The 21,182-nt window shown below is 73.3% G+C and carries 19 protein-coding genes; 13 read left to right on the top strand and 6 right to left on the bottom strand.

The genetic code is table 11. The features are described from left to right. Positions 1–6: 6 nt before the first annotated feature. The 4 genes from car to ACH0A8_RS13105 all read right to left on the bottom strand — a co-directional run bounded on the left by car (position 7) and on the right by ACH0A8_RS13105 (position 5,618). Positions 7–3,360, bottom strand: a complete 3,354-nt coding sequence (gene car / locus ACH0A8_RS13120) for a carboxylic acid reductase (protein WP_406907340.1) — start codon at positions 3,358–3,360, stop codon at positions 7–9. Between the two features lie 47 nt (positions 3,361–3,407). After that, positions 3,408–4,067, bottom strand: a complete 660-nt coding sequence (locus tag ACH0A8_RS13115; RefSeq protein ID WP_406907339.1) for a 4'-phosphopantetheinyl transferase — start codon at positions 4,065–4,067, stop codon at positions 3,408–3,410. 73 nt (positions 4,068–4,140) lie between these two features. Then, the gene (locus ACH0A8_RS13110; RefSeq protein WP_066657243.1) at positions 4,141–4,752 is read right to left on the bottom strand and encodes a CG0192-related protein; all 612 of its coding nucleotides are present in this window, start codon (positions 4,750–4,752) and stop codon (positions 4,141–4,143) included. A gap of 110 nt (positions 4,753–4,862) precedes the next feature. After that, complete coding sequence (locus ACH0A8_RS13105) at positions 4,863–5,618, bottom strand: SDR family NAD(P)-dependent oxidoreductase (RefSeq protein ID WP_400428695.1); 756 nt, start codon at positions 5,616–5,618, stop codon at positions 4,863–4,865. A 34-nt stretch (positions 5,619–5,652) separates the two neighbouring features. Here ACH0A8_RS13105 and ACH0A8_RS13100 point away from each other — a divergent pair, with 34 nt between their 5' ends. Further along, positions 5,653–6,528, top strand: a complete 876-nt coding sequence (locus ACH0A8_RS13100) for a putative RNA methyltransferase (RefSeq protein WP_406907338.1) — start codon at positions 5,653–5,655, stop codon at positions 6,526–6,528. Positions 6,529–6,566: 38 nt separating this feature from the next. On the opposite strand, the gene ACH0A8_RS13095 is transcribed toward ACH0A8_RS13100, so the two are convergent. Then, entirely contained in the window at positions 6,567–6,986 is a 420-nt protein-coding gene (locus tag ACH0A8_RS13095) for a VOC family protein (protein WP_066657230.1), read from the bottom strand. Between the two features lie 62 nt (positions 6,987–7,048). On the opposite strand from ACH0A8_RS13095, the gene ACH0A8_RS13090 reads away from it, so the two are divergent. Then, entirely contained in the window at positions 7,049–7,996 is a 948-nt protein-coding gene (locus tag ACH0A8_RS13090; RefSeq protein ID WP_406907337.1) for a helix-turn-helix transcriptional regulator, read from the top strand. On the opposite strand, the gene ACH0A8_RS13085 is transcribed toward ACH0A8_RS13090, so the two are convergent. Then, a complete protein-coding gene (locus ACH0A8_RS13085) occupies positions 7,986–8,990 on the bottom strand; it encodes an Abi family protein (protein ID WP_406907336.1) in 1,005 nt (334 codons plus the stop codon). The two genes, ACH0A8_RS13090 and ACH0A8_RS13085, sit on opposite strands and share 11 nt — an antisense overlap. A gap of 359 nt (positions 8,991–9,349) precedes the next feature. Between ACH0A8_RS13085 and ACH0A8_RS13080 the strand changes: the two genes are divergently transcribed. From ACH0A8_RS13080 to ACH0A8_RS13030, 11 genes are all read left to right on the top strand, one after another. Beyond that, complete coding sequence (locus ACH0A8_RS13080; RefSeq protein ID WP_058729515.1) at positions 9,350–9,439, top strand: potassium-transporting ATPase subunit F; 90 nt, start codon at positions 9,350–9,352, stop codon at positions 9,437–9,439. After that, positions 9,439–11,121 carry a potassium-transporting ATPase subunit KdpA gene (gene kdpA, locus ACH0A8_RS13075; RefSeq protein ID WP_311205597.1) on the top strand — a complete coding sequence of 561 codons (1,683 nt, stop codon included), beginning with the start codon at positions 9,439–9,441 and terminating at the stop codon, positions 11,119–11,121. The genes ACH0A8_RS13080 and kdpA overlap by 1 nt, the downstream gene beginning before the upstream one ends. After that, positions 11,121–13,250, top strand: coding sequence for a potassium-transporting ATPase subunit KdpB (kdpB, locus tag ACH0A8_RS13070; RefSeq protein ID WP_406907335.1), 2,130 nt, complete (start codon positions 11,121–11,123; stop codon positions 13,248–13,250). The genes kdpA and kdpB overlap by 1 nt, the downstream gene beginning before the upstream one ends. Positions 13,251–13,253: 3 nt before the next feature. After that, on the top strand, positions 13,254–13,859 hold the full coding sequence (kdpC, locus tag ACH0A8_RS13065; protein ID WP_209684858.1) for a potassium-transporting ATPase subunit KdpC: 606 nt from the start codon (positions 13,254–13,256) through the stop codon (positions 13,857–13,859). Between the two features lie 201 nt (positions 13,860–14,060). Beyond that, positions 14,061–16,553, top strand: coding sequence for an ATP-binding protein (locus ACH0A8_RS13060; RefSeq protein ID WP_271826571.1), 2,493 nt, complete (start codon positions 14,061–14,063; stop codon positions 16,551–16,553). Next, entirely contained in the window at positions 16,550–17,251 is a 702-nt protein-coding gene (locus tag ACH0A8_RS13055; RefSeq protein ID WP_066657220.1) for a response regulator, read from the top strand. Before ACH0A8_RS13060 ends, ACH0A8_RS13055 begins: the two co-directional genes overlap by 4 nt. Positions 17,252–17,297: 46 nt before the next feature. Beyond that, positions 17,298–17,975, top strand: coding sequence for a response regulator transcription factor (locus ACH0A8_RS13050; RefSeq protein WP_066657217.1), 678 nt, complete (start codon positions 17,298–17,300; stop codon positions 17,973–17,975). Further along, complete coding sequence (locus ACH0A8_RS13045; RefSeq protein WP_251155163.1) at positions 17,968–19,305, top strand: HAMP domain-containing sensor histidine kinase; 1,338 nt, start codon at positions 17,968–17,970, stop codon at positions 19,303–19,305. The genes ACH0A8_RS13050 and ACH0A8_RS13045 overlap by 8 nt, the downstream gene beginning before the upstream one ends. Before the next feature lie 89 nt (positions 19,306–19,394). Then, positions 19,395–20,045: a PepSY domain-containing protein gene (locus tag ACH0A8_RS13040; protein ID WP_406907334.1), complete on the top strand. Its 651-nt coding sequence runs from the start codon at positions 19,395–19,397 to the stop codon at positions 20,043–20,045. Between the two features lie 101 nt (positions 20,046–20,146). Next, the gene (locus tag ACH0A8_RS13035) at positions 20,147–20,668 is read left to right on the top strand and encodes a helix-turn-helix domain-containing protein (RefSeq protein WP_209684861.1); all 522 of its coding nucleotides are present in this window, start codon (positions 20,147–20,149) and stop codon (positions 20,666–20,668) included. Further along, on the top strand, positions 20,655–21,140 hold the full coding sequence (locus tag ACH0A8_RS13030) for a GNAT family N-acetyltransferase (RefSeq protein ID WP_209684862.1): 486 nt from the start codon (positions 20,655–20,657) through the stop codon (positions 21,138–21,140). Before ACH0A8_RS13035 ends, ACH0A8_RS13030 begins: the two co-directional genes overlap by 14 nt. Positions 21,141–21,182: the final 42 nt, after the last annotated feature.

Here is a 21,182-nt window from a genome sequence, read left to right as displayed (position 1 = left end):
CGGTGCTCAGCGCGTGGGCGACGCGGCCGGGCCGAGCAGACCGAGGAACGTCAGGTCGTCCGCCACCTTGGTGACGAGCGCGTGGTCGAGCGACGGGATGTCCGGTGAGCCGAGCGGACGCACCGAGCGGACCGCGGCCGCGAACGCGTCCGCGGGGATCGCGGACCCGGCGTGCGGCACCTCCGGGGTCGCGAACGCGTGCAGCAGCGGCAGGACCGAGCGTGCACGGTCCTCGTCCGGCAGCGCCTCGAGTGCGGACCGGAAGCGCTCGACCCACTCGGCGTGGTCCGCGACCCGCTCGATCGCGTACCCGTCCTCGACCAGCCAGTCGACGAAGGTGTCCAGCGAGACGCCGTCGTCGTGCGGGTTGACGACGTTGAACGTCCGGTGGCCGTCGACCACCGACGCGCCGATGGCGTCGATCGCGGCGGCCGTGAAGTCGGCGGGCAGGCCGTCGTAGTGCGAGCGCTGCACCCGGCCGTCCGGGGTCCGCTGCACGAAGGACACGGGTGCCAGCCCGGTCGCGAGCACGCTCCAGACCAGACGGGTGAACACGTCGGGCAGGTTCACCTGGCCGCGCCAGCGCGGGTGCGCCAGCACCATGTCGGAGCGGAACACCGCGACGGGGACGCCGTGCTGCTCGTGCGCCTCGCGGAGCAGCACCTCGCTCGCCCACTTGCTCGCGCCGTACCCGTTCGCGTACTCGCCGGCGATCGTCCACTCGGGGATCGTCGACCGGAGGTCCGCTCGCTCGTCGAGTGCCGCGGGGGCGTCGGGGGCGACGTCCTCGGTCGCGCTCGGGCGGGCTCCACCGGCGACGGCGACGCTCGACACGAAGGTGACGGGCACGCTCCCGGCGGCGATCGCGAGCCGGACGACCTCGGCGGTGCCGACGACGTTTGGCCCGAACAGCGCGGTGTACGGCAGGACGTGGTTCACCAGGGCGGCGGCGTGCGTGACGAGGTCGACCCGCGCGGCGAGGTCCTCCCACCGCGGTTCCTCGAGGCCGAGCAGGTGCTCGCTGACGTCCCCGGCGACCACCTCGAGCGACCCCGAGAGCTCGGCGAACCGGTCGGCGAACGCGGGATCGGCCGCGAAGGCCGCGTCCAGTCGACGGCGGGCAGCGGCGTCGTCCGACCCGCGCACGACGCAGACCAGCGTGCCGCCGACCGGTGCGAGCCGCTCGAGCCAGTCCATCGCGGTGAAGCGGCCGAGGTAGCCGTTCGCGCCGGTGAGCAGGACGGTGCGCGGCCCGTCCGCGGTGGGGCGGGGTGCGCGTGCCACCGGCGCGGGGACCGCACCGAGCAGGCGGTCCACCCGCAGGTCCGACGCTCGCAGCACCGTCGGGTCGGCGCCGTGCACGCGGGCGACGGTCGGCCGGTCGTCGGCGGCCGAGCGCTCGACGTACGCGGCCACGGCCGCGAGGTCGTTCGTCGGGTCGGTGATGACACCGACGGGCACCTCGGTCTCGAAGACGTCCTCGAGGACCCCGGAGAACGTCAGGGCCGACAGCGAGTCACCGCCGAGGTCCGAGAACCGGGCGGCCGAGGCGGTCTCGGTGCTGACCTCGGCACCGAGCAGGTCACGGGCGGCACGGACGACGGTGTCGACGGTCGGTTCGTCACCCACGTGCTCGCGCAGGGTCGCGACGAGGGTGCCGCTCTGCTGCTCGGCGACCGCGTCGTAGAGCGCCGCGAACCGGTCCCCGTAGCGGGCGGTGACCCGGGGGCGGAGGAGCTTGCGGGCATCGGAGAGCATGCCGTTGTCGACCGTGAAGGGGTCCGGTTCGACGACGATCGCTCGGGGCACCTCGTACGGCGCGAGCCCGTGGGCGCGGGCGGTGCGCTGGAGGGCGGCGAGCAGGTCGCCCTCCGTGGCCTCCGGGTCGACCGGCACGACGACCGCGACGAGGAACGCGTGCCTGCTGTCCCCGTGCAGGGCGATCTGCCGGACCTCCGGCGTCCCACCGAAGGTCGCCTCGAGGGCCGAGACCGCGACGAACTCGCCCTGCGAGAGCTTGATGACGTTGTTCCGGCGGTCGAGGTACTCGTACGTGTCCGGACCGGTCTGCGCCATCACGTCGCCGGTCCGGTAGAACCCGTCCTCGTCGAACACCGCGGCGGTGACGTCCGGGCGGCGGAAGTACCCGGGGATCACCGCGGTGCTCTTCACGAGCAGCTCGCCGCGCGGGTGCGGTCGGTCGGTGGTGCGGTACCCGAGCTCGGGGACGTCCACCAGCTTGTGCTCGGTGACCGGTGGCTGCTGCACCACGCCGTCGCGCAGGATGCTGCCCGCCTCGGTCGAGCCGTACAGGTCGTGCAGCGGGACGCCGAGGCACTCCTCGAGGTACGTGCGGAGCTCGGGCGTGAGCGGGGCGCTGGCGCAGACGGCCTGCCCGACGCGACCACCGAAGGCACGTGTCCGGAGGTCGTCCTGCACCTGAGCACGCACGGCCGGGGCGTCGGTGGCTCCGGCCGCGAGCCGGCGCTGCTCCTCGCGGGCGCCCTCCTGGCGGACCATCTCGGCGATCCGCGGGACGAGCACGAGCTCGGTCGGTGCGTAGACCCGCAGGTCCTCGAACAGGGCCGACAGGTCGGTCGAGGTCGCGAGCGCCACGGTGCCGCCGCGGCCGAGCGTGGCGAGCAGCGCCGCGCGACCGGTCAGGTGGCTCAGCGGGAGGTAGGCGTAGCCGACGGTCACGGCGTCCGGGTGGTCCGGCGGGAGTGCGTGCCAGAGCCGCTCGACCATGGACCGCGTGTACATCGCGCCCTTCGGGGTCCCGGTGCTGCCCGAGGTGTACAGCAGCAGGGCGAGCGGGTCCTCGTCGGGCGCCGGTCGCCACGGGGTCGGCTGGGGCAGGTCGCGGCCCCGTGCCACGAGGTCGGCGAGCGTCGGCAGCGCCGCCGCACCGTCGGTGCCCTCGGCCCCGGTCGCCCCGCCGGCCGCACCCGTCGTGTCGAGCAGGACGGTGTGCACCTCGGTGGCGGCCGCGTCGGTGACCGCCCGGGCCGTCGCGGCCTGGTCGGCGGTGACGCCCAGCCACACCGGCGTCGTCTCGTCGACGATCGCACGGAGCTGCTCGACGGCCGCGCTGGTCTGCAGCGGCACGCTCACCGCGCCGAGCACCGAGCACGCGAGCTCGAGGGTCACGACGTCGGCGCTCGGCGGACCGAGCACCGCGATCCGGTCACCCGGGGCCACGGACCCGCCGAGCACCGCCGCGAGGGCCCGCGCACGGTCCCGGAGCTCCCGGAAGCTCGTGTCGGTGACGACCTCGCCGTCCCGCTGTCGGATCGCCGTTCGGTCGGCGTACCGGTCGAACACCGCCTCGACGGAGGTGTCCTCGTCCTGCTGCACCATGGTGGTTCCCTTCCTCGTTCGTCCGACGCGCCCCCGCGCGCGGCCTCTCAGCGCGCGGCGAGCACGATGCCCGCACGCGCCGTCCCCCGGTCCACTGCCCACCGTCCCGTCGCCGCGAACGCCGGGCCGCGACGCGCGCTCGCCGTGAAGGTCCCGTCCGGGCGCAGCTCCACGTGGGCACCGTCGATGCCGAACCAGCCGTCGTGCGCGGCCGAGCGGGCCTTGGCGACGGCCTCGGCCGCGGCGAGCAGGACGCTGTCCGGACTCTCAACCCCGGTTCGTCGGAGTGCGGCGAGACCCCGTGCGACACGGTCGTCCGAGACGTCCGCGATGCGTCGGAGCACTCCGGGCGGCAGGGGTCGCGCAGGGGTGGCGTCGATGCCGATGCCGGCGTGGTCGTCGCGCCGGGCGACGGCGCAGGCGCGCAGACCGGGGCAGTGGGTGATCGTACCGACCACGCCCTCGGGCCAGCGGGGAGCCCCGCTCCGACCCACGGGCAGCGCCGTCACCGGGGTGCCGATCGCCGTCAGGGCGCGGCGGGCGAGCAGGCGGCCGGTCCGGAACTCGGCACGCCGCGACGGGACGGCACGGGCGATCGCCACGCGTTCGTCGTCGGCGAGGGGGCCGCTCAGGTCGTGGTCGGCGGCGGCGGTGACCACCGAGGCGGGGAGCAGCCCCACCCAGTCGGTCCCGCCTTGAAGTTGCACATTGCAATCAGACGCCCGGAAGCTCCGAGTCCCCCGGACGGGGCACGTCGCGGAGCGGCCGCGACCGGGTCCGTCAGGCGGGCAGGACCGCGACGACGGCCGAGCGGTCGCGCCAGGTCGCGGTCAGTGTCTCGCCGTCCGGCACGGGCAGCCCGATCACCCGCAGCACGACGAGGTCGCCGTGGTCGGTGCGCACCGTCGTCTCGGTCCCGTCGGTGCTGGCTGTGGCCGACGTCACCGTGGGGGAGTCCGGCGCCGACCCGCTGCCGACCGCCGTGCCCTCCTTGTCGAACCGTCCGGAGCCGTCGGCGCGCTCGAGCTCCGCCTCGTGCCCGCCGGTGGCGATCGCACGACGCAGGACGTCGGCGTACACCGGGTCCGCGACGGCGTCGTACACCCAGCGCTGCCCGAGCACGGAGTGGTGCATCTCGCACACCAGGGAGCCCCGGGCGCCGTCGAGCGGAGCGCCGCGGTAGGTCAGCGGCGTGTGCAGGAGCCGTCCCTCGGGCGTCCGCACGACGATCTCCTCGACACCGACCTCGCCCTCGGGGTCGTCGAACCGGAAGCGGGTGACGATCTCGACGGCGGCACCGGCGGTGAGGCCGCTCCACGGCTGCGCTGGCAGCCAGGCGGCGAGGGCCTCGGCCTTGGACGGTCGGAGTTCTGCGCGGTGGATGACGGCCATGCACCGACGCTACCGAGCAGACCTCGGCTTCCACCGTCGGCCCGCCGCACGGCGGTCAGTGCCCGGCGGTCAGGGCGCGGAGGTCAGGGCGCGGAGGTCAGTGCACGGGGTCAGTGCACCGAGAAGCCGCCGTCGACCGCGATCGACTGGCCCGTGACGTACGCGGACCCCGGTCCGGCCAGGAACACCGCCACGGCCGCGAAGTCCGACGGCTCGCCGTTGCGTCCGACGAGCGTGCGCGCGGCGAGCGCCGCGACCCGCTCGGGGTCGGCGGACAGTCGCCTGTTGAGCGCGGTCTGCACGAAGCCGGGGACCAGGACGTTCGAGGTGACGCCGCTGCCCGACCAGGCCTCCGCCTGGGAGCGTGCCAGTGCCTCCAGGCCGGCCTTCGACACCCCGTACGCGCCGCTCGCGGCGAAGGGGCGGTGGGCCTGCTGCGAACTGATGCCGATGATCCGGCCGTACCCGCGTGCGGCCATGCCGGGCGCGAGCCGCTGGCCGAGCATGAAGGGTGCGTCGAGGTTGACGGCCATCGTCGCGTCCCACGTGCCCTCGTCGAGGTCCGGCATCGGCGGTCGCAGGTTGATGCCGGCCGAGTTGACGAGGACGTCCACCTCGCCGACGGCGTCCGCGAGCGCGTGTGCGCCCGCCCGGGTCGACAGGTCCGCGACGACACCGGCGGCCGATCCGCCGTCGGCGGTGATCGTCGCGACGGTCTCGTCGATCGCCTCCCGCGTGCGCGCGGCGACCAGCACGTGGGCACCCGCGTCCGCGAGGGCGAGCGCGATCGCCCGACCGATGCCGGAGCTGCCCCCGGTGACCAGTGCACGGCGTCCGTCGAGGCCGAAGAGCTGCTCCAGTGCCATCGGGCCAGGCTACCGACGCCCGTACGCTGGGTCGGTGCGCGACGACCTGCTCCCCGTGCTCGCCTGCCCCGTCTGCGCCGAGCCCCTCGCCCGTGTCGACGGCGGGCAGGTCGGCTGCGCCGGCGGCCACCGGTTCGACGAGGCGAAGCAGGGCCACCTCACGCTCCTGCCCGCAAAGCGCCGCGCCCTGACCGCGGACACCCCGGACATGGTCGACGCGCGGATCCGGTTCCTCGGGCGGGGGCACTACGCACCGGTCGAGCGGGCGCTCGCCGCGGTGGTCGCCGCCACGGAGGCGCCGGGCGTCGTCCTCGACGTCGGCTCCGGCCCCGGCACCTACCTCGCGCACGTGCTGGACGCGGACGGACCGGACGAGACTGCGTCGGCCGGGAGGCCCGGCTCGGCCCCGGCAGGCCCCGTCGCTGCCCGCCTCGGGGTCGCGCTGGACCTGTCACCCGTCGCCATCCGGCGGGCGGCACGCGTCCACCCGCGGGCCGGCGCCGTCGTCGGGGACGTGACCGAGCGCCTCCCGGTCGTCGACGACGCGGCGGCCGTCGTGCTGGACGTCTTCGCCCCGCGCAACCAGCGGGAGTACGCGCGGGTGCTCCACCCGGACGGCGTGCTCGTCGTCGTGACGCCACGGACCGGACACCTGGCGGAACTCGCCGAGGCGACCATCGCGGTGGACCCGGAGAAGGAGCGGCGGCTGCGGGAGTCGCTCGAGCCGACGTTCGCGCTGCAGGGGTCCGAGGACCTCACGTGGACGATGGAGCTGTCCGCGGAGGACGTGCACGACGTGGTGCACATGGGCCCGAGCCACCACCACGTCGATCCGGACCGGGTCTTCGCGCCGGCGGCCGTGACGGCTGCCGTGACCGTGAGCACGTGGACGGTCGCCAGGCAGCACTGAGGCGCTGCCGTCGGCCGTCCACGTGCCGGGGTCGGGTGTCAGCCCTGCGGCACCGCCACGTCGAACTGCCACACGACGCCGAACCGGTCGCGCAGCTGCCCGGCGAGCGGGGCCCACGGCGAGGGCGCGAGCGGCTGTCGCACCTCGGCACCCTCGGACAGCGCCTCCCAGTACCGGGTGACCTCGTCGGCGTCGTCGCCGTGCACGAAGACGTAGCAGGCGTTCGTGCCCTGGTCGTACGGCTGGTCCGGCCAGACGTCGAACGCCATGATCCGGAAGCCGGCCTCGGTGTTGACCTGACCGAACACGATGCGGTCCGCCCAGGCGGGGTCCTGGGACGCGCCCATCTGGCCGTAGGTGGCGGCGGTCACGGTGCCGCCGAACGCGGATGCGTAGTGGTCCAGGGCCTCGCGGGCCTGTCCGTCGAAGTTGAGGTGGGTCGTGGTCTCGATGCTCATGGATCGAGTGTCGCGAGCGTTGCGGTCAGATCGTGACCGCTTCTCCGACGAGGATGGACGACGTGTCCGGACCCTCCTCGCGCATGCTCGCGCTGCTCTCCCTGCTGCAGGTGCACCGGGAGTGGACGGGCGACGAGCTCGCCGGTCGCCTGACCGTGAGTCCGCGCACCCTCCGCCGCGACGTCGACCGCCTCCGGGACCTCGGCTACCGCATCGACTCCGTCCGCGGTCCGGCCGGCGGCTACCGACTCGCCGCCGGATCGGACCTGCCGCCGCTGCTGTTCGACGACGACCAGGCGGTGGCGATCGCCCTCGCCCTCGCGGTGGCGCCGGCATCGGGTGCCGACATCGCCGAGGCCGCCACCCGCGCGCTCGCGACGGTGCGACAGGTCATGCCCGAACGGCTCCGGAACCGGGTGGACCTGGTGGATGCCGTCGTGGGATCGTCCGCCCAGCGGGTCGATCCGGACGTGCTGGTGGCCGTCAGCGAGGCCGTGCAGCGCCACGAGGTGTTCCGGTTCGGGTACGGCACGGACGACCGTCCCCGCAGGGTCGAACCGCACGCGGTGGTCGCCCGGCACGGTCGGTGGTACCTGCTGGCGTGGGAGCCCGAGCACGACGACTGGCGGACCTACCGGGTGGACCGGATCACCCCGCGGATGCGGACGCGGCTGCCGTTCGTGCAGCGACCCGTACCCGGTGGGGACGTGGCAGCCTTCGTGGCGGCCCGCTTCAAGGGGTCCGACCGCGACGACGCGTGGCCGTGCACCGGGTCGGTCTCGCTGACCGCTGCCGACGCCGCGCGGGTCGCCCCGTTCCTGCCGGAGGACGCCGTGCTCGAGGATGCCGACGACGACCGTCGACGGCTGACGCTCGGGTCCTGGTCGTGGGACGGTCTCGCCGGCGCGATCGCCGGGCTGACGGTGCCGTTCGTGGTCGAGGGGCCGGAGGAACTGCGTGCTGCTGTCGACGCGCTCGCCACCCGACTGCGCCGATCGTTCAGGGACTGACCGGACCGTCCTCCCTCAGGCGTCGGCTCCAGATCGGCTCGTCGAGCCAGGCGGGGACGAGACCCATCGAACCGACGTCGATCCCGTCGACCGCCGGGAACGCGGACAGGAGTTCTGCGGTACGGACCTTCCAGTCGACGTTCGACGGCACGGAATCGAGCAGGTACGCCAGGACTGCCAGGACCTCGTACACGCCGAAGCGTTTCGGTGCCCGGCCGACCACGAGGTGTGCGAGCGCTGGGACCTGCTCTGCGCTCGCCCGCTTCGGTGCGGCGACGAGCTTGCGGTTGAAGAGTCGCGAATGGTGGGCCGCGACGTTGCGGACGTAGTTGACCGAGGCGAGCCAACTCCGCATCAGCTGCTTCGTCGGGACGGCGAAGGATGCAGCGACCTCCGTCGCGAGGTCGTTCCGCAGTCCTCCGTAGAGGCGTGACACCTGGCCGAGCTCGAGCAGCTCGACGATCACCCAGATGGGCATCCGACCGTCGTAGTGTTCGCGGAAGTGCGCGACGAACGACTCGTCCGACCGGGTCTTCCGGTCCTCCAGACGGTCGAGCCACCGAGCGTGCTCGCTCCTCGGGTCGTCCCCGTTCCGCGGTGCGCAGAAGGCCGTGTTGAAGATCGCTGGATCTTCGTGGGCGAACGGAGACACCGCCCCGAGGACGTGTGCAAGGCACGTCCGGAAGGCGACCTCGAAGCGCTCGACCGCCTCGAGGACGAGCAGGCGCAGCGACCGATCGAAGGTGAGCAGCTCGCAGGCTGCGTCCAGGTCGGCACCGGGACGGTACTGCTCGAGCACGACGGTGGTGTGGCGTCCGCTCTCGTCGATCTCCGTTCCGGAGACACGGAACGGGTGGAGGTAGCCGCTCAGGCGGTAGTAGCCGCTCTCGCGGAGCGCTGCTGCCGCGCGGTCGTGGTCCTCGATGGACAGACCCCGCTCGCGCAGCAACGCGATCTGCTCGTCGATCGACAGCCACGGTTTCGCGTACGACACCTCGTCCTCCCACCCCGAGACAAGAAAATCGGCCCGAGCCGTGAGGCGAGCGGGCCGATCGTGATGCTCCGAGGATAGCCGAGCCGTCCACGGCGGGCAACGGTGAAGCTCCCTCGTGCCCTGCGCGTTAGGGCGGTGCATGCGTCCGTCAGGACGGCGTGAGGATTCCGTGAGGACCGGCCTGGAGGCACACGGCCGGAACCAGCATCGGTACCGCACCCCACGTGGTGCGGTCCGCGCCGCCCGGCGTCGGACCCGCAGCAACCAACGGAGTCCTTCGTGTTCGACGTCTTCGTCGTCGCCGGTGTCCTCGCCGTGTTCGGTGTCGTGGCACTCATCGCCAAGGGGGTGGAGCGGCTGTGATCGTCGTCACCATCGCCGCCGCCGTCCTCGGCATCGCCTCGGTCGTCTACCTCGTGTGGGCGCTCGTGCACCCGGAGCGGTTCTGATGAGCGCTGCCGACACCTGGGCCGGGATCGCCCAGGTCGCCACCCTCGTCCTGCTCCTCGTGGTCGCGTACCGCCCGGTCGGTGACTGGATGGCGCGTGTCTACACGCCCACGGAGCACGCCCGCATCGAGCGCGGCGTCTACCGCGTGATCGGTGTGGACCCCGACGCCGAGCAGTCCTGGCCCGCGTACCTGCGCGGCGTGCTGCTCTTCAGCGCCGTCGGCGTGCTGCTCGTCTACCTGCTGCAGCGCATCCAGGTCGTGCTGCCCGGTGACCTCGGGCTGCCGAACGTCGGCCCGTCGCTCGCGTTCAACACCGCCGCGTCCTTCGTCGCGAACACCAACTGGCAGTCGTACTCGCCCGAGGCCACCGTGGGGTACTCCGTGCAGATGGCAGGGCTCGCGGTGCAGAACTTCCTGTCCGCCGCGGTCGGGCTCGCGGTCGCCGTGGCCCTGGTGCGCGGGTTCGCACGGCGGAGGAGCGGCACGCTCGGCAACGTCTGGGTCGACGTCGTCCGCGGCACCGGCCGGCTCCTGCTCCCCGGGGCGTTCGTCTTCGCGATCGTCCTGGTCGCCGGCGGCGTCGTGCAGTCGTGGGGCAGCGGCACGGACATCGCCACGCTCGCGGGTGGCACCCAGCACATCCCCGACGGCTTCGTCGCGTCGCAGGAGGCGATCAAGGAGCTCGGCACGAACGGCGGCGGCTACTTCAACGCGAACTCGGCGCACCCGTTCGAGAACCCGCAGGCGTGGACGAACCTCGTCGAGGTCTTCCTCATGCTCGTCATCCCGTTCTCGCTGCCCCGCACGTTCGGGCGGCTCGTCGGGGACGACCGACAGGGGTACGCGATCCTCGCGGTGATGGGCGCGATCTTCCTCGTGTCGCTCTCGGTGATGTCGATCGCCGAGCTCGCGGGCGGCGGCAGCGCCACGCAGGCGGCCGGTGCGGCGATGGAGGGCAAGGAGATGCGCTTCGGCATCCTCGGCACGACGCTCTTCGGCACGACCTCGACCGCCACGTCGACGGGCGCCGTGAACGGCATGTTCGACAGCTTCACGCCGATCGGCGGGATGATGGCGCTCCTCAACATGATGCTCGGCGAGATCAGCCCCGGCGGCGTCGGCTCCGGCCTGTACGGCATGCTCGTGCTCGCCGTGATCACGGTGTTCATCGGCGGACTGCTCGTCGGCCGGACCCCGGAGTACCTCGGCAAGAAGATCCGCGCCCGTGAGATGACCTTCGCGGCGCTGTACATCCTCGTCACGCCGACCCTGGTGCTGCTCGGCACCGGACTGTCCCTGGTGATCCCGGGTGTCCGTGAGCAGGTCCTCGGCACGAGCATCTTCAACCCCGGCAACCACGGGCTGTCCGAGCTGCTCTACGCCTTCACCTCCGGCGCGAACAACAACGGCTCGGCGTTCGGCGGTCTCACCGCGAACACCACGTGGATGAACTCGGCGCTCGGCGTCGTGATGCTGCTCGGCCGGTTCATCCCGATCGCGCTCGTCCTGGCGCTCGCCGGCTCCCTGGCCGCACAGGACAAGGTGCCCGCGACCGTCGGCACCCTGCCGACGCACCGGCCGCTGTTCATCGGCCTGCTCGGTGCCGTCGCCGTGATCGTCACCGCACTCACCTACTTCCCCGTGCTCGCCCTGGGCCCGCTCGCGGAGGCCCTCTCCTGATGGGAACCGAACCCGTGTCCACCCCGACCCCCTCGTCCACCGTGACCAGCGCGCCGGAGGCGAGCAGCGCCTCCCGGCCGGTCACCCGATCGTCCGCGTTCGGTCCCCGTCAACTGGCGGCGGGCCTCCCGGGCGCCCTCCGCAAGCTCGACCCGCGCCTGATGTGGCGCAACCCGGTCATGTTCATCGTCGAGGTCGGCGCCGCGCTCACCACCGTGACCGCGTTCGTCGAGCCGTCGGTGTTCACCGCCGCGATCGCGGTGTGGCTCTGGCTGACCGTCGTCTTCGCGAACCTGGCCGAGGCCGTCGCCGAGGGCCGGGGCAAGGCGCAGGCCGACACCCTGCGGAAGACCCGTTCGACGACCAGCGCCCGCCGGGTGCTGCGATGGGACGCGTCCGACGCCGCCGCACTGTCGAACGACACCGAGGAGGTCGCCTCGGTGGACCTCGCGAAGGGCGACGTCGTGGTGGTCGTCGCCGGCGAGGTCATCCCCGGCGACGGTGACGTGGTCGAGGGCATCGCCAGCGTCGACGAGTCCGCGGTCACGGGCGAGTCGGCGCCCGTCATCCGCGAGTCCGGTGGCGACCGCAGCGCCGTCACCGGTGGGACGCGGGTGCTGTCCGACCGGATCGTCGTGCGCATCACCTCGACGCCCGGCGAGACCTTCATCGACCGGATGATCCGGCTCGTCGAGGGTGCCGCGCGGCAGAAGACGCCGAACGAGATCGCGCTGAACATCCTGCTGGCGTCGCTGTCGATCGTCTTCGTGATCGTCTGCCTGACGATGCAGCCCATCGCCGGCCTCGTCGGTGCGACCGTCAGCGTGCCGGTGCTCATCGCCCTGCTCGTCTGCCTCATCCCGACCACCATCGGCGCGCTGCTCTCGGCGATCGGCATCGCCGGCATGGACCGGCTCGTGCAGCACAACGTGCTCGCGATGTCCGGGCGCGCGGTCGAGGCGGCCGGGGACATCACCACGCTGCTCCTCGACAAGACCGGCACGATCACGTACGGCAACCGGCAGGCATCGCGCGTGGTGCCCGTCCCGGGCGTCACGGTCGCGACGCTCATGGAGGCCGCAGCCCTGTCGAGCGCCGCGGACAGCACGCCGGAGGGCCGCTCCATCGTCACGCTCGCCGAGCAGGACGGCATCACGCCCGGCACCCCGGCGGGTGCGGTCGAGGTGCCCTTCACCGCGCAGACCCGCATGTCCGGGCTCGACCTGGCCGACGGATCGCAGATCCGCAAGGGTGCAGCGGCCGCCGTGCTCGCCTGGGCGGGGTCTGCCGACGCCGCCGTGGTCGCCGCGGTCGACACCGCGGTCGCCGAGATCTCCGACCAGGGCGGGACGCCGCTCGTCGTCGGCCGTCGCTCGGCCTCGGGCGCCGTCGACCTGCTCGGGGTCGTGCACCTGAAGGACGTCGTGAAGGACGGCATGGCCGAGCGCTTCGCGGAGCTGCGGTCGATGGGCATCCGCACGGTGATGATCACCGGCGACAACCCCCGCACCGCGGCCGCGATCGCCGCCGAGGCCGGCGTCGACGACTTCCTCGCCGAGGCCACGCCCGAGGACAAGCTCGCCTACATCCGGAAGGAACAGGAGGGCGGGAACCTCGTCGCGATGACCGGTGACGGCACGAACGACGCCCCCGCCCTGGCGCAGGCCGACGTCGGCGTCGCGATGAACACCGGCACCACCGCTGCGAAGGAGGCCGGCAACATGGTCGACCTCGACTCCGACCCGACGAAGCTCATCGACGTCGTCCGGATCGGCAAGCAGCTGCTCATCACCCGCGGGGCGCTCACCACGTTCTCGATCGCCAACGACGTCGCGAAGTACTTCGCGATCATCCCGGCGATGTTCCAGGCGGCGTTCCCCGGCCTCGCGGCGCTCAACGTCATGGGGCTGCACAGCCCGGCGTCGGCGATCCTGTCGGCCGTCGTGTTCAACGCGCTCGTCATCGTGGCGCTCATCCCGCTGTCGCTGCGGGGTGTGCGCTACCGCGCCGCCTCGGCATCGTCCGTGCTCGGACGCAACCTGCTCGTCTACGGGCTGGGCGGCGTCATCGTCCCCTTCATCGGTATCAAGGCGATCGACCTCGTGGTCGGTCTCATCCCGGGGTTCTAGACCATGGCTTCCTCATCACGCTCCTTCCTCCGTTCCACCGGTGTGGCGATCCGTCTCGCCCTGCTGTCCACCGTCGTCCTCGGCGTCGCCTACCCGCTCGCGGTGTGGGGCGTCGGGCAGGCGGCCTTCCACGACCAGGCGAACGGCTCGATGGTCACCGACTCCTCCGGGAAGGTCGTCGGCTCGTCCCTGATCGGGCAGTCCTTCGCGGGTGCCCAGGCCGACCGCTGGTTCCAGTCGCGTCCGAGTGCCGCGGGCGAGGACGGCTACGACGCGAACGCCTCGTCCGGCTCGAACCTCGGGCCGAACAACCCCGACCTGCTCAAGAGCATCGAGGAGCGGCGGGCCGCCGTGGCGGAGGCCGACGGGGTCAGCGCTGCCGACGTGCCCGCCGACGCGGTCACCGCCTCGGGCTCGGGGCTCGACCCGGACATCAGCCCGGAGTACGCGCTGCAGCAGGTGGCCCGGGTGGCCGACGCCCGGGGTCTGTCGGAGTCGACGGTCCGCACGCTCGTCGAGCAGCACACCGAGTCCCGGCAGACCGGGTTCCTCGGCGAGCCGGTCGTGAACGTCCTCGAGCTGAACCTGGCCCTGGCCGCCGAACGCTGACGCCGGCCGGCCGGCCGGTCCGGCCGGTCTGGCTCGGCCTGGCCGTGGCCGGCCCGGTCCGGCCCGAGGGCGGAGCCGCCAGCACAACCGGAAGCACCTCGCGCCGCGGAACCGCGTGGTGCGACGTGCTTCCGGTTGTTCGGCAGCACGTCGCACCACGCACCACCACCACACCACACCGAACCGCGGGAGGATGAGCAAGTGAAGCGCGGGAAACTCCGGGTGCTGCTCGGCGCCGCTCCGGGTGTCGGCAAGACGTACACGATGCTCGAGGAGGGCCACCGGCTGCGTGCCGAGGGCCGGGACGTCGTCGTCGCCGTCGTCGAGACCCACGAGCGAGCCGCCACCGCAGCCCTGGTCGACGGTCTCGAGCTCGTGCCCCGCCGCGTCGTCGAGCACCGCGGCGTCGCACTCGACGACATGGACCTCGACGCGGTCGTGGCACGGGCACCCGACGTCGCCCTCGTCGACGAACTCGCGCACACGAACGCCCCGGGCAGCCCGAACGAGAAGCGCTGGCAGGACGTGGAGGAGCTCCTCGCCGCCGGCATCAGCGTCATCTCGACCGTGAACATCCAGCACATGCAGTCCCTCGGCGACGTCGTCCGCGAGATCACCGGCACGGTGCAGCGCGAGACCGTCCCCGACACCGTGGTCCGCGCCGCCGACCAGATCGAGGTCGTCGACCTGTCGCCGGCGTCCCTGCGCGAACGGCTCTCGGACGGGCTGGTCTACCCGGCCGCCCGCATCGACGCGGCGCTCTCGAACTACTTCCGCCTCGGCAACCTCACCGCGCTCCGCGAGATCGCCCTGCTCTGGCTCGCCGACGAGGTCGACGACGCGCTCAAGGCCTACCGCGCCGAGCACGGCATCGACCACCGGTGGGAGACCCGAGAGCGCGTCCTCGTCGCGTTGACCGGCGGTCCCGAGGGCGAGACCCTGCTGCGCCGCGGTGCCCGCATCGCCGCCCGCAGTGCCGGTGGAGAGCTCGCGGCCGTGCACGTCACGACGAACGACGGGCTGCGCGAGCGCCACCCCGGCGCGCTCGGCAAGCAGCGCGCCCTGCTCGAGCAGCTCGGCGGGACGTACCACCAGGTGGTCGGCGACGACGTGCCGAGCACCCTCGTGCGCTTCGCGAAGTCGGTCGACGCGACCCAGATCGTGATCGGCGTCAGCCGTCGCAGCCGCCTCGCCGCCGCACTGACCGGGCCGGGCATCGGCAACACGGTGGTCCGTGAGTCCGGCGACATCGACGTGCACGTCGTCACGCACGAGCGCGCCGGCGGCGGGTTCGCCCTGCCGAAGCTCGGCGGCAGCCTCTCGCGCGGCCGGATCGCCGCGGCGTTCGCGGTCTCGCTGCTGCTCGGCCCGCTGCTGACCTGGCTGCTGTCGCTCGGCAGCGACCCCGACTCGATCACGGTCGACGTGCTGTCGTACCAACTGCTCGTGCTCGTCGTCGCCCTGACCGGCGGGATGTGGCCGGCGGTGTTCACCGCGGTGCTCTCCGGGCTGAGCCTCGACTACTTCTTCGTGCAACCCCTCTACATGGTCACCGTCCAGCAACCGTGGCACCTGGTGGCCCTCGTGATGTACGTGATCAGTGCCGTCCTGGTCAGCTTCGTGGTCGACCGGTCCGCCCGCCGCAGTCGAGCCGCCCGTCGCGCGGCCGCCGAGTCCGGGCTGCTCGTCGGGATCGCCGGCAGCGTCCTCCGCGGCGACGACGCCCTGCAGGCACTCCTCGACCGCACCCGCGAGGCGTTCGGGTTCACCGGCGTGCGGATCCGGCAGGGCGACGAGGTCCCGGCCACGTCGGGGACGTTCGCCGACGGACCGGACGCGACCACGAGCCTCCCGTCCGGCGCCGTCCTGGAGTTCTCCGGCGCTCCCGACGACCCGACCCAGCGCCGGCTGCTGCGCGTCGTCGAGCAGCAGCTCGACGCCGCGGTCGAGCACCGCCGACTCACCCGCACCGCAGTCGACGCCGAGCGGATCGCGGCGGCCGACCGGGTACGGAGCGCCATCCTCGCGGCCGTCGGCCACGACGTGCGCCGGCCGATCGCGGCGGCCTCCGCCGCCGTGCAGACGCTGCGGGCGTCCGACATCCAGCTGTCGGCACCCGACCGGGAGGCACTGCTCGCCACCGCCGACGAGAGCCTCGGTCAGCTGGCGGTCCTGCTGGCCGACCTGCTCGACGTCAGCCGGGTCCAGGCCGGGGTGCTCGCCGTCACCCCGCTGCCCACCGCGCTCGAGACGGTCGTCGCCCCCGCGCTCGACGAGCTCGAACTCGGGCCGGACGACGTCGACCTCGACCTGCCCGCCGACCTGCCGCCGGTCCTCGCCGACCCGGTGCTCCTGCAGCGCGTCGTCGTCAACCTGCTCGCGAACGCGCAGCGCTACGCGCCGGAGGGCACCCGGGTCCGGGTCGCCGCCAGCGCCTTCGGCGGCGGGGTCGAGCTGCGTGTCGCCGACCACGGACCCGGCATCCCCGAGGACCGCCGCGGCGAGGTGTTCCAGCCCTTCCAGCGGCTCGGGGACACCGACAACGAGACCGGCCTCGGCCTCGGGCTGGCCCTCGCCCGCGGGTTCACCGAGGGCATGGGCGGAACCATCGAGGTCGACGACACCCCGGGCGGCGGGCTCACCGTCGTCGTGCGGCTGCCGATCGCCGGACACCTGGGAGTGGATGTCAAGTGAGCACGAAGGTCCTCATCGCCGACGACGACGCACAGCTCGTCCGCGCCCTGTCCGTCACGCTCGCCGCGCGCGGGTACGACGTCGCCACCGCCCGTGACGGTCGGGCCGCCATCGACGCCGTGATCACCGAGCGCCCCGACATCGTCATGCTCGACCTCGGCATGCCCCGACTCGACGGCATCGGGGTGCTCGAGGGCATCCGCGCGTGGTCGCAGGTGCCGGTGCTCGTGCTCTCCGGGCGGACCGACTCGTCGGACAAGGTCGACGCGCTCGACGCCGGAGCGGACGACTACGTCACGAAGCCGTTCCAGATGGACGAGCTGCTCGCCCGACTCCGAGCCCTCGGACGGCGGCAGGCGTCGGCCGCGGCGACCGCGGGGGTCACGCCGACGGTGACGATCGGCGATCTGGTCGTCGACCTCGTCGCGAAGCAGGTCACCCCGCCGACCGGCCCCGCGATCCGGCTCACCCCGACCGAGTGGCGGCTGCTCGAGGTCCTCGTCACGAACCCCGGGCGGCTGATGACCCGCGAGATGCTCCTGACCGAGGTGTGGGGTCCGACGCACGGCAACGACTCCGGGTACCTGCGGCTCTACATGGCGCAGCTGCGGCGGAAGCTCGAACCGGAGCCGTCGCACCCGCGGTTCCTCGTGACCGAGTCGGGCATGGGGTACCGGTTCGACCCGAGCGGGGCCTGAGCCCTCCCTTCAGCGCCGGTTCAGGCCGCGCCGCCATGCTCGGACGATGCGTGTGCTGGTCGTCGACGACGAGGTGCGGCTCGCGGACGGCATCCGCGCCGGGCTGCAGGCCGAGGGCTTCGCCGTCGACGTCGCGCACGACGGGGTCGACGGGCTCTGGTACGCCCGTGAGCACCCGTACGACGCCATCGTCCTCGACCTGATGATGCCGGGCATGAGCGGCTGGAAGGTGTGCGAGACGCTCCGCGCCGAGCAGGACTGGACCCCCGTGCTCATGCTGACCGCGAAGGACGGTGAGTGGGACCAGGTCGACGCCCTCGACGCCGGTGCCGACGACTACGTGACCAAGCCGTTCTCGTTCCCGGTGCTCGTCGCGCGTCTCCGTGCGCTCGTCCGCAGGGGGTCCCGGGAACGACCCACGGTCCTCCGGGCCGGCGACCTGCGTCTCGACCCGGCGGAGCGACGGGTGTGGCGGGGCGAGGAGCTGCTCGACCTGACGAGCCGGGAGTTCACGGTCCTCGAGTACCTCATGCGGCACGCGGGTCAGGTGCTGTCGAAGCGCGACGTCATCGCGAACGTCTGGGACGACGACTTCGCGGGCGACCCGAACATCGTCGAGGTGTACGTCGGGCACCTGCGCCGGAAGGTCGACCGGCCGTTCGGCCGGACCGCGATCGAGACCGTCCGCGGGGCCGGCTACCGCCTGGACGCCGACGGTGGCTGACCGGTCGCGGCGGGTCCGACGGCCGCGCAGCATCCGTGCACGCGCGACGGGAGGCGCGGCGGTCGTCGTCCTCGTCGCGCTCGTGATCGGGGCGGTCGCCTTCGTCTGGGTCCTCCGGAGCTCGCTGTCCGACGGCGTCCGGTCGTCGGCCGAGCAGACGCTCGACGGCCTCTCCGCACGGGTGGAGGCGGACGGTGTCGCCGCCGTCGAGGCCGAGGGCGACGACGTGCTCGCCCAGCTGCAGGACGGCACCGGCCGGGTGCTCGCGCGGGCCGAGGACAGTCCCGACGCGGCCCTCTCCGGCGCCGAGGAGTCCCGGTACCGGCACGACGGCGAGCGCTGGTCCCTCGTGTCCGACGACGTCGAGCTGCCGGACGGCACCGAGGGCGTGCTCGTCGTCGGGCTGCCGCTCGAGGACGCCGACGCCGCCGTGCGGACCGTGTCCGTGCTGCTCGTCGTCGCCGTCCCGGTGGTCGTGGCCCTCATGTCGCTCGTGACGTGGTTCGTCGTCGGTCGAGCGCTCCGTCCGGTCGACCGGATGCGCCGCGAGGTCGACGACGTCGAGGGCACGAACCTGCACGCGCGCGTGGCGGAACCGGGCTCGGGGGACGAGGTCGACCGTCTCGCCGCCACGATGAACCGGATGCTCGCGCGGCTCGAGGCGTCGCAGCAGGCCCAGCAGCGCTTCGTCTCGGATGCGTCGCACGAGCTGCGGTCCCCGCTCGCGACGATCCGGCAGCACGCCGAGGTCGCCCGGGCGCACCCCGACGTCACCGGGACGGCCGAGCTGGCCGCGGTCGTCCTCGACGAGGGTGCCCGTCTGCAGGACCTCGTCGAGTCGCTCCTCCTGCTCACCCGTGTCGACGAGCGGGGCCGTACCCGTGACCGGGCGGTGGACCTCGACGACCTCGTGTTCGCGGAGGGGTCGCGGTCCGCGGGGGCCGGGGTCGTCCGCGTGGACGTGTCCGGTGTCGCTCCCGCGCGGGTCGGCGGGGACGACCGGCTGCTCGCCCGGGCGGTGCGGAACCTCGTCGACAACGCCGTCCGGCACGCCGTGAGCACCGTGACGGTCACGCTCGTCGGGACCGGCGACGACGCGGTCCTCACCGTCGACGACGACGGGCGGGGGATCCCGGAGCAGGACCGGCAGCGCGTGTTCGACCGCTTCGTGCGGCTCGACGAGGGCCGTGCCCGGGACGCGGGTGGGTCGGGGCTGGGGCTCGCGATCGTCGACGCCGTCGTCCGGGCGCACGGCGGCAGCACCGCGATCTCGACGGCCCCGGCGGGCGGAGCCCGGTTCACGGTCCGGCTCCCGCTGCTGCACGACTGATGCGCTGCCCGAGGGGCGTGCCGGACGCCCCCGGCGTCACCCCAGGTGGCTTCAGGCCTGCTTCAGTGCCCGTTCCGCAGGCTTGCCGCATGCAGACCACGACGAAGACCACCGCCCGCCGCATCGCCCTCCTCTCCGCGCTCCCGCTCGTCGGGGCGCTGGCGCTCGCCGGCTGCGCCGGTGACGACGACCGCGACGACACGGCCGCCCCGGCTGCCTCGGCACCCTCCGTGACGGCGACCGACGGCGGCGCGAGCGGCAGCACGGGCAGCGGCCGCACGGGCAGCGGTTCCGACGCCGCCGGGAACGACGCCCTCGGAGCCGCTGCGGAGACCGCACGGGAGGCCGTCGGCTCGGGTACCGTCACCTCGATCGAGCAGGAGGCCGGCGGTACCTCGTGGGAGGTGCTCGTCGTGACCGCGGACGGCAACGAGCAGGAGGTCCACGTGGCCGCCGACGGGGAGCGCACCACCGCCGGTCCGACGGAGGACACCACGGACGCCGAGGACGTCGCGGAGAACCAGCGGTTCGTCGACGCCGCAGACCTGTCCGTCGAGCAGGCAGCATCCACGCTCGTCGAGACGGTGCCCGGCACGGTCACCGAGCTCGGACTCGACGACCACGCCGGCACGGTCGTCTGGGAGGGTGACGTCCGCGACGACGCCGGGACGAAGCACAGCATCCGGATCGACGCCGGCAGCGGCGAGGTCGTCACGAACACGGTCGACACCGACGACTGACCCGCAGAAGGGCGCCGACGCCCGGGTGGCGGGGCACTGGCGGGTGCGTGTCGTGTCCGTGTCGTGGTGCTGTCGCCCCGGGCGTTCCTAGGCTCGGCACCATGAACGAGATGCGGATCGCCACCCTCCGACGTGAGCGCGGCTGGACCCAGGAACGGCTGGCCGAGGCGAGCGGCGTGGCCGTCCGGACCGTGCAACGACTCGAGGGCGGGAACGACGCGAGCCTCGAGACCCTGTCCGCGATCGCCCGGGCGCTCGAGGTCCCGGTGCGGGAGCTCTTCGCGCAGGACGACCCCGCGGAGCTGGAGCCGGGCGTGCGCGGGCTCGACGAGCGGACCGAGGCCGCCGCGGCTGCAGCTGCGTCGGAGCAGGCCGCGCGTGACCGGTTCGTCGGCGGGTTCTGGTCGCTGTACTCCGCGGTCGGGATCGCCTTCGGGATCGTCACGGTCCTGCTCCTCGTCCTGCACGTGTGGTCCCCGCTGGTGTTCCTGCTCGTCGGGGCGTACTGGGCGGTCGGGCGGTTGGCCGGACGGTTCCTGCTCGACTCGGTGCTCGGCCCCTGGCTCGACCGGCGCTGGCCGCTGTCGTCGGCGACCGACGTGCCGGTCCGTGCCGCTCGCTGAGCCGACGCCGGTCCGCGTCGGGCCGGACGACGTCGACGAGGTGCACGCCTTCCTGTCGGCGTGCGACCTGACGGTCGCGGGGCTGTCGGACCCGGGCGTCCGGCTCTGGGCGCTCCGTGGTCCGGGCGGCGCCGTCGTCGGTACCACCGGGTACGAGACCGGGCCGGACGGGAGGCACGCCCTCCTCCGCAGCGTCGCCGTCGGACCGGCGCTGCGCGGCTCGGGTCGCGGTGCGGCGCTCGCTCGGTTCGCGATGGCGGAGGCGACGGCGGGCGGGGCGCGACGGGCGTGGTTGTTCAGTCGGCGGTCCGGGCCGTTCTGGCAGGGCCTCGGCTTCGCGCCGGCCGATCGCGCGGAGCTCGCGACCGTGCTCGCCGGCACGACGCAGGTCGAGCTGTTCCGCGCGACCGGGCAGCTCGGGGACGAGGTCGCGTGGAGCCGGCTGCTTGTCCCGCCCGTACCGGTCCCTTAGGGGCGTCCAAGGCTGCGCCGACGATCCGCGCACGTCGGGATC

It is taken from the genome of Curtobacterium sp. 179-B 9B NHS (assembly GCF_045370965.1).
Classification (GTDB): Bacteria; Actinomycetota; Actinomycetes; order Actinomycetales; family Microbacteriaceae; genus Curtobacterium.
This window is presented reverse-complemented; position numbering and strand designations above follow the sequence as displayed.

Coding starts and splice junctions, on each gene's coding strand:
- car (WP_406907340.1), bottom strand. CDS start 3,360: ATGGTGCAGCAGGACGAGGACACCTCCGTCGAGGCGGTGTTCGACCGG.
- ACH0A8_RS13110 (WP_066657243.1), bottom strand. CDS start 4,752: ATGGCCGTCATCCACCGCGCAGAACTCCGACCGTCCAAGGCCGAGGCC.
- ACH0A8_RS13105 (WP_400428695.1), bottom strand. CDS start 5,618: ATGGCACTGGAGCAGCTCTTCGGCCTCGACGGACGCCGTGCACTGGTC.
- ACH0A8_RS13095 (WP_066657230.1), bottom strand. CDS start 6,986: ATGAGCATCGAGACCACGACCCACCTCAACTTCGACGGACAGGCCCGC.
- kdpA (WP_311205597.1), top strand. CDS start 9,439: ATGAGCGCTGCCGACACCTGGGCCGGGATCGCCCAGGTCGCCACCCTC.
- kdpB (WP_406907335.1), top strand. CDS start 11,121: ATGGGAACCGAACCCGTGTCCACCCCGACCCCCTCGTCCACCGTGACC.
- kdpC (WP_209684858.1), top strand. CDS start 13,254: ATGGCTTCCTCATCACGCTCCTTCCTCCGTTCCACCGGTGTGGCGATC.
- ACH0A8_RS13050 (WP_066657217.1), top strand. CDS start 17,298: ATGCGTGTGCTGGTCGTCGACGACGAGGTGCGGCTCGCGGACGGCATC.
- ACH0A8_RS13040 (WP_406907334.1), top strand. CDS start 19,395: ATGCAGACCACGACGAAGACCACCGCCCGCCGCATCGCCCTCCTCTCC.
- ACH0A8_RS13035 (WP_209684861.1), top strand. CDS start 20,147: ATGAACGAGATGCGGATCGCCACCCTCCGACGTGAGCGCGGCTGGACC.